Here is a 6,584-nt window from a genome sequence, read left to right as displayed (position 1 = left end):
CGGTTCGCCCGCCGATACTCACGGCGGGCGGTTTCGGTCCAGGGCATCGATCTCTCTCCGTTTCGTCTCGCAACAAAACGGAATCACAACCCTCTGAAACCGCTCAACTCTTTTTGAGTTGGGCTCTGAGACGATAGGGGGGGCGGTTCAGCCCCGTCCTTACCGTCCCACAGTTTCCCAGCCCTTTCTTTTATTTTTTGAGTTTTGCGGGCCTCCTGTGCCTCGGCGCAAGGCCGAGGCGTCCCGGCTCGCCCCTCCGGTATCTCCCCGCAGGAAATATGTTATCCGCGTCCATTTCTGGGCGGACTCCAAGTAGGTCCAGCCCTCTTCTCCCGGCGGCGGCTCCACCTGCTTGATCGTAAGCTTGCGCGGATCCCAATGGGGAAGCTGCCCCTTGAGCGTATCACTCCTCAAACCAAAGGGTTCCAAGGGCCTTACGGCCCTTGGCGGGTGCGGGCAGAGCCCGCTTTTCCCTTTGTTTTGTTACTTCACGACGAACTCGGCATCGAGATCGGCGATGGCGGCGGCCTCGGCGCGGGGCTTGGCGAAGGGGATTGAGACGAAAGCCCAACAACGGAGTGTCCCCGCCCTTGATGCGGTCCCGGGCCGTCTATACATTGGCGTATAGACACGGGGGCGATTTTGCATTGGACATGGGATCGGGCGAAAGCCGAGACGAACAAGCGAAAACATGGGATTTCGTTCGAGTTGGCCGAACATGGCCTGGGCGATCCGCTTGCCGTCACCTTCCCCGACCCCTGGCCCGATGAAGAACGATGGCGAACCCTGTGCATGCCGGCCACCGGCCCCGCCGTCGTCCTGTTCGTCGTGCATACATGGCCGGACAATCCGGCCGTTCCAGGCCGCATCATCAGCGCCCGCGAGGCGTCACCCGCCGAAAGGAGAGCCTATGAAGAAGGGTAACCCTGCCCCCCTGCCCCCCGCCCTCAAGGCCGAACTTGAGGCCCTGGCCGCGCGTCCCGACCGAGAGATTGATTTGACCGACCCCGAATGCCCGCCGATGAGCGAAGCCGAGCTTGCCGCCGGAGGCATTCGCGGCGCGTTCTACAAGACCACCCCGATCAAGAAACCCGTTGCCCTGCGTCTTGATGCCGACGTGCTTGACTGGTTCCAGCGGCAGGGGCCGGGCTATCAAACCCGGATCAATGCGGCCCTGCGTGAATTCATGGCGCGGCACCGCTAAAAAGAAAGGGTTCCAAGGGCCTTGCGGCCCTTGGCGGGTGCGGGCAGAGCCCGCTTTTTCCCTTTGTCTGGTTACTTCACCACGAACTCGGCATCGAGATCGGCGATGGCGGCCGCCTCGGCGCGGGGCTTGGCGAAGGGGGCGCGGCTGCCCTTGAACAGCACGCCGATATTGAAGCCGGGATCGGTCATCAGCCGGCGCGCCGCCTGGGCCGGATCGGAGGTCGGCGGGAAGGCGGTGGGGCGGACGATGCTCTTCCAGTCGCGCTGTTCCTCGCGGAAGGTGATGCAGGGCGACATCACCGCGATGAACGAGAACCCGGGATGCCGGATCCCCTCGGCGATCAGCGACGCGGTGCCGTTGGGATCGCCCGAGAAGGCGCGGGCGATGAAATTCGCCCCCGAGGCCAGGGCGATCGCCAGCGGATGGAACGGGGTCAGGCCGGTGCCGCCGGGCGGGGCCATCGCCGAGGCATCCCAATCGGCCTCGGTGGTGGGGGACGGCTGGCCCTTGGTCATGCCGTAGACCCGATTGTCCATCACGATATAGGTCATATCGACGTTGCGGCGGCAGGCATGGAGGAAGTGGTTGCCGCCGATCGAGAAGCCGTCGCCGTCGCCGCCGACCACCAGCACGGTCAGATCGGGGCGGGCCAGCTTCAGCCCGGCCCCGACCGGCAGGGCGCGGCCGTGGATGGCGTGGAAGCCGTAGGTGTTGGTGTAGGCCGGCAGCCGCGACGAGCAGCCGATGCCGGAAATCACCGAGGTCTGGTGGGGCGCGAGGCCGAGATCGACGCAGGCCTTGGTGATCGAGGACAGCACGCCGTAATCGCCGCAGCCCGGGCACCAGACCGGCTTGACCTCGGAACGGAAATCCTTGGCGCTATAGGTATCGACCGTCATGTTACTTCCCCATCGCGGCAAGGCGGGCATGGATTTCCCCGGGGCGGATCGGCAGCGGGCCGGGGCGGCTGAACACTTCCGGCCGGGCCGGCAGGTCGTATTCCCCGCGCAGATAGCGGGTGAACTGCCCGAGATGGCTCTGTTCGACCACCAGGATGCGGGTGACGCCGTCCAGCGCGCGGGCCATGTCGTCGGGCCGGGTCGGGAACAGCAGGCGCGGCGCGACCAGCCGCACCGACATGCCCTGGGCGCGGGCGCGGTGGACCGCCTCGCGCGCGGCGCCGGTACAGGAGCCCCAGGTGATCACCGCGATCTCGCCGTCGCCGTCGAGGGTGGCCCAATGCGGGCCGTATTCCTGGAGCAGCAGCTTGCGCAGCCGCTTGTCGAGCTGGCGGGCATGGTCGGACGACTGGGTCGAGGGGGTGCCGGATTCGGCATGCTCCAGCCCGTCGGCGGTGTACTGGCAGCCGGGGGTACCGGGCAGCGGCATCGGCGAGACGCCGCTGTTGGTGACGGCATAACGCTTGAACACCTCGCCCTCGGCCGGGGTCTGGGCCAGCAGGCGGCGGGCGACGAACGGCGCCGCCGGGGTGGGGTCGATCACCGCGCGCGACTGGCCGAGCGACTGGTCGGACAGGACGATGCAGGGGGCCTGGGTCGCCTCGGCCAGCGCCACCGCCCACTGGGTGGTGAACAGACAGTCGGCGATCGATTGCGGCGCCAGCACCAGATGGGGGGCGTCGCCATGCAGGCCATAGAGGGCGATGTTGAGGTCGGACTGTTCCGACTTGGTGGGAATGCCGGTCGAGGGGCCGCCGCGCTGGACGTCGAGCACCACCAGCGGGGTTTCCGAGGCGACGGCGAGGCCGAGCGCCTCGGTCATCAGCGACAGACCGGGGCCGGCGGTGGCGGTGATGGCGGGATCGCCGCCGAACGAGGCGCCGATGCACATGTTGATCGAGGCCAGCTCGTCCTCGGCCTGGACGAACACCCCGCCGACCCGGGGCAGCGCGGTGCTGAGATATTCGAGCGATTCGGTCGCCGGGGTGATCGGGTAGGCGGCGCAGAAGCGGACGCCGCCGCGAATGGCGCCGAGGCCGGCGGCGTGGTTGCCGCTGATCGCCCAGCGGCCCTGATGGGCCTGGGGCGGCGGCAGGCGGCGGCAGGGCAGATCGAGCCGGGCGGCGATTTCAGCCCCCAGCCGCACCGCCGCGATCGAGGCCTCCAGCGCGTCGGCGCGCTTCTTCTTCAGCGACTTGCCCAGCACCTCGACCACCGCCTCGACCGGCAGGCCGATCAGGCTGGCCACGGCGCCGAGCGCGATCATGTTGGGACGGCCGCCGGGAATGGTCTGGGCCTGCTCCTTCATCGCCAGTTCGGCCATCCGGGCGCCGGCGCCGGCCAGCAGGTCGGGCACCGCGCCGGCGGCGGGGTCGGCGACGATCACGCTGTCGGCCGACAGCGGCAGCTCGGCGGCAAAGCGGACCACGTTCTGCCAATCGACCGCCAGCAGGATCTGATAGGTGTCATCGACCGAGGTGACCGGCTCGGCCGACAGGCGCAGCAGCGCCGCCGCCTCGCCGCCGCGGATCTGCGGCCCGGACGAGCGGCTGAACAAGGCGTAATAGCCGGCATGGGCCGCCGCATCGACCAGCATGTTGGCGGCGGTCATCACCCCCGCGCCACCGCTGCCGCACAAGGCGATCGAGACTGAACCTGAACTGACCGTCATGGATTTGCGTTCCTCGCTGTCTGGCCCCAAAGGCCGGGGCGCGAACGCTCACGCGCGCGTCTCCCCCGCCCCCGGGGGAAACCGCTGTGCGGTGACGTCGCCGGGACGGAGGAAACCGGGCCCTGGCTGGGGAGGGGTCATCATAGCGGGGCCTTCGGCCGCCCGCGAGCGGGATTTGCGCCGGAACGGCCATCCGCGCGCCGGAGTGGGAAAGAGATTGCCAAGCGGGCGGCTTCAACCAATCATATCGTCCGGGACCCCTGTAACGGCACGCCCGGCCCTGGCCCCGGCCGGCGGCAAGTCCGGGCGACGCCTTCCCCCGCAACCGAGAGGAACGTGCCATGTCCCTGAAGATCACCGACGACTGCACCGCCTGCGACGCCTGCGTGTCGAGCTGTCCCAATCAGGCCATCTCGGCCGGCGACGTGATCTATGTGATCGACGCCGCGCGCTGCACCGAATGCGTCGGCGCCGACGACACGCCGCAATGCCAACTGGTCTGCCCGGCCGATGCGATCGTCGCCGGCCTCAGCGAAAGCCGCGACGCCCTGCTCGCCCGCTATCACAGCCTGCACGGCTGATCCCGACCGGCGCCCCCCCGCTTCCGGGGGGCGCCTCCCCGGGCCAGGGTTCGGTTGTGCCGCCCCGCCCCGCCCGCTACCATCGGTCCCCCGCCGCATGCCCCCGCAGGGAGAGACCGATGCCCACCACCCTCGACCGCGCCGCCGCCAGTCCGGCCCCGATCGAATTCTGGTTCGATTTCAGCTCGCCTTACGCCTTCTTCGCCAGCCGCGAGATCGAGACGGTGGCCGAACGCCACGGCCGCGCCGTGCTGTGGCGGCCGTTCCTGCTCGGGGTGGCGTTCAAGACCACCGGGATGCAGGGCCTGACCACCACCCCGCTGCGCGGCGATTATGCCCGCCATGACTGGGACCGCCAGGCCCGGCGGCTGGGGGTGCGGTTCCGCCTGCCGCCGGGGCACCCGTTTGCCGCCCTGCCCCCCAGCCGGCTGTTCTACTGGCTGGAGGCGCGCGATCCGGCGGTGGCGGCGCGCTTCGCCAAACGCTGTCTCGACGCCGCCTTCATCGAGGGGATCGCCCTGACCGACGCCGAGACCACCGTCGCCGCCGCCGGGGCGATCGTCCCCTACCCGGCCGAGACCCTGATCGCCGCCGCCGCCGAGCCGGCGGTCAAGCAGCGGCTCAAGGACCGCACCGACGAGGCGTTGCGGCGCGGCATCTTCGGCTCGCCCTTCATGATCGCCGACGGCGAGCCGTTCTGGGGCGCCGACCGGCTGGCGATGCTCGACGAGTGGCTGGGCTGCGGCGGCTGGTGATCCCCACCGCTGCGTTAAGCCGTTCATTCATCTCCCACCGCGACGCGGCTAGGATCTGGCGCCAGCGAAGGCGCAGAAGCCGTCTTCGCGCGGGGCCGCCGCCCCGCCGTCCCGGTACAGAATGAACAGAGGCTGCGATGTCCGATCTTTCCTTCGCTCCGTCCCCCCCGGCGCCGGCCCCGGCGCTGCCGCTGCTGACCTCCGACGACGTCGTCGCGCGGATGAAGGCGCTGCCCAACGTGCGGTGCATCGTCACCCGGGTCGATCCGGCCGAGGCGGTGGTGGTGGTGCTGCCGCGGAATCTCGACCTCGCCACCCGGTTCTACGCCACCACCCACACCGTCCCGCCGCGCATCCTGCCGCTGGAGCCCGGGATCGAGCTTGGCGGCAAGATCCCCTGCCTGTTCAGCAACGGCGACCTGTGGGGCGAGGGCGGCTATGCCCCGACCTTCCTGCGCGCGCTGGAACTCGGCATCGCCGCCGAGGTGCAGATCGACTATGCCGCGATCCAGCCGGTGCTGCGCTTCTTCATCTCGACGCAGCCGTTCCCGGCCCAGTTCGTGATCGACAACATCGAGCGCATCACCCGCTGCTGCAACGCCCTGGCCGACCAGCACAGCCGCGACGTGTTCCTGGGCGGGATCAAATACCGCCTGACCGGCGACAGCGGCTTCATGCCCTTCTCCAACCTCCACCAGTATTTCCACGAACAGGTCCAGGTCGCCCCGGGCGATTTCGTCTATGAAGCCGGCATCTCGACCGGCGGCGAGGATCTGACCATCGAATTCTCGAAATCGGTCGGGCCGCTCGGCCGGGTCTACGCCTTCGAGGCCGACCTCGCCGTCATCGACCCCCTCGCCACGGCGCTGGCGCCCCGCCACAACGTCCGGCTCGAACCGGTCGGCCTGTGGTCGGAAGCCGCCACCCTGCCCTTCAATCACGGCGAACACGGCGACAGCCGGGTGCTGCGCCAGGGCGAGGGCAATGCCGTCTGCTCGCTGATCAGCCTTGATTCCCATGTCGCCGCCCAGCCCGAGCAACGCTGCGACTTCATCAAGTTCGACATCGAGGGCGCCGAGCCCGAAGCCCTGCGCGGCAGCGTCGAGACCCTGCGCCGCCTCCGCCCCAAACTGGCGATCTCGGTCTATCACGAGCCGTTCGAACAGTTCGTCGAGATCCTCGATTACCTAGTCAACCTCGACCTCGGCTACCGCTTCTACCTCAGCCACCACGCGCCCTACCGCTACGAAACCATCCTCTACGGACAGCCGCCGGCGGCCTGAGGCCTCAATCATTGGCGTTAAGTCGGGAGGGCTGCCGTCTGGCTCATCTCGGGTTTCGGGGGGATGTGTGGGCTCCGCCCACGCCCGCCAAGGGCCGCAGGCCCTTGGATCCCTTTCCTTGCCCTTC

At 68.9% G+C, this 6,584-nt stretch carries 8 protein-coding genes; 6 read left to right on the top strand and 2 right to left on the bottom strand.

Annotation, left to right across the window (positions count from 1 at the left end; all coding sequences use genetic code 11):
- The first annotated feature begins 378 nt into the window (after positions 1-378).
- The 3 genes from ACFSNB_RS08605 (at position 379) to ACFSNB_RS08595 (ending at position 1,204) form a co-directional block, all read left to right on the top strand.
- Entirely contained in the window at positions 379-558 is a 180-nt protein-coding gene (locus ACFSNB_RS08605) for a hypothetical protein (protein WP_377315763.1), read from the top strand.
- 84 nt (positions 559-642) lie between these two features.
- Positions 643-924, top strand: a complete 282-nt coding sequence (locus ACFSNB_RS08600) for a BrnT family toxin (RefSeq protein ID WP_377315762.1) — start codon at positions 643-645, stop codon at positions 922-924.
- Positions 911-1,204, top strand: coding sequence for a BrnA antitoxin family protein (locus tag ACFSNB_RS08595; protein WP_377315761.1), 294 nt, complete (start codon positions 911-913; stop codon positions 1,202-1,204). Before ACFSNB_RS08600 ends, ACFSNB_RS08595 begins: the two co-directional genes overlap by 14 nt.
- Positions 1,205-1,275: 71 nt before the next feature.
- Here the strand turns inward: ACFSNB_RS08595 and ACFSNB_RS08590 are convergent, their stop codons facing one another.
- Positions 1,276-2,106, bottom strand: coding sequence for a 2-oxoacid:ferredoxin oxidoreductase subunit beta (locus ACFSNB_RS08590; RefSeq protein WP_377315760.1), 831 nt, complete (start codon positions 2,104-2,106; stop codon positions 1,276-1,278).
- A gap of 1 nt (position 2,107) precedes the next feature.
- Positions 2,108-3,838: a 2-oxoacid:acceptor oxidoreductase subunit alpha gene (locus tag ACFSNB_RS08585; RefSeq protein ID WP_377315759.1), complete on the bottom strand. Its 1,731-nt coding sequence runs from the start codon at positions 3,836-3,838 to the stop codon at positions 2,108-2,110.
- A gap of 341 nt (positions 3,839-4,179) precedes the next feature.
- Here ACFSNB_RS08585 and ACFSNB_RS08580 point away from each other — a divergent pair, with 341 nt between their 5' ends.
- From ACFSNB_RS08580 to ACFSNB_RS08570, 3 genes are all read left to right on the top strand, one after another.
- Positions 4,180-4,419, top strand: coding sequence for a YfhL family 4Fe-4S dicluster ferredoxin (locus tag ACFSNB_RS08580; protein ID WP_377315758.1), 240 nt, complete (start codon positions 4,180-4,182; stop codon positions 4,417-4,419).
- Positions 4,420-4,538: 119 nt separating this feature from the next.
- Positions 4,539-5,174, top strand: coding sequence for a 2-hydroxychromene-2-carboxylate isomerase (locus ACFSNB_RS08575; protein ID WP_377315757.1), 636 nt, complete (start codon positions 4,539-4,541; stop codon positions 5,172-5,174).
- 137 nt (positions 5,175-5,311) lie between these two features.
- Positions 5,312-6,457 carry an FkbM family methyltransferase gene (locus ACFSNB_RS08570; protein WP_377315756.1) on the top strand — a complete coding sequence of 382 codons (1,146 nt, stop codon included), beginning with the start codon at positions 5,312-5,314 and terminating at the stop codon, positions 6,455-6,457.
- Positions 6,458-6,584: the final 127 nt, after the last annotated feature.

The sequence above is a fragment of the Phaeospirillum tilakii genome (assembly GCF_042683125.1).
GTDB classification, from domain to species: Bacteria; Pseudomonadota; Alphaproteobacteria; order Rhodospirillales; family Magnetospirillaceae; genus Phaeospirillum; species Phaeospirillum tilakii.
This window is presented reverse-complemented; position numbering and strand designations above follow the sequence as displayed.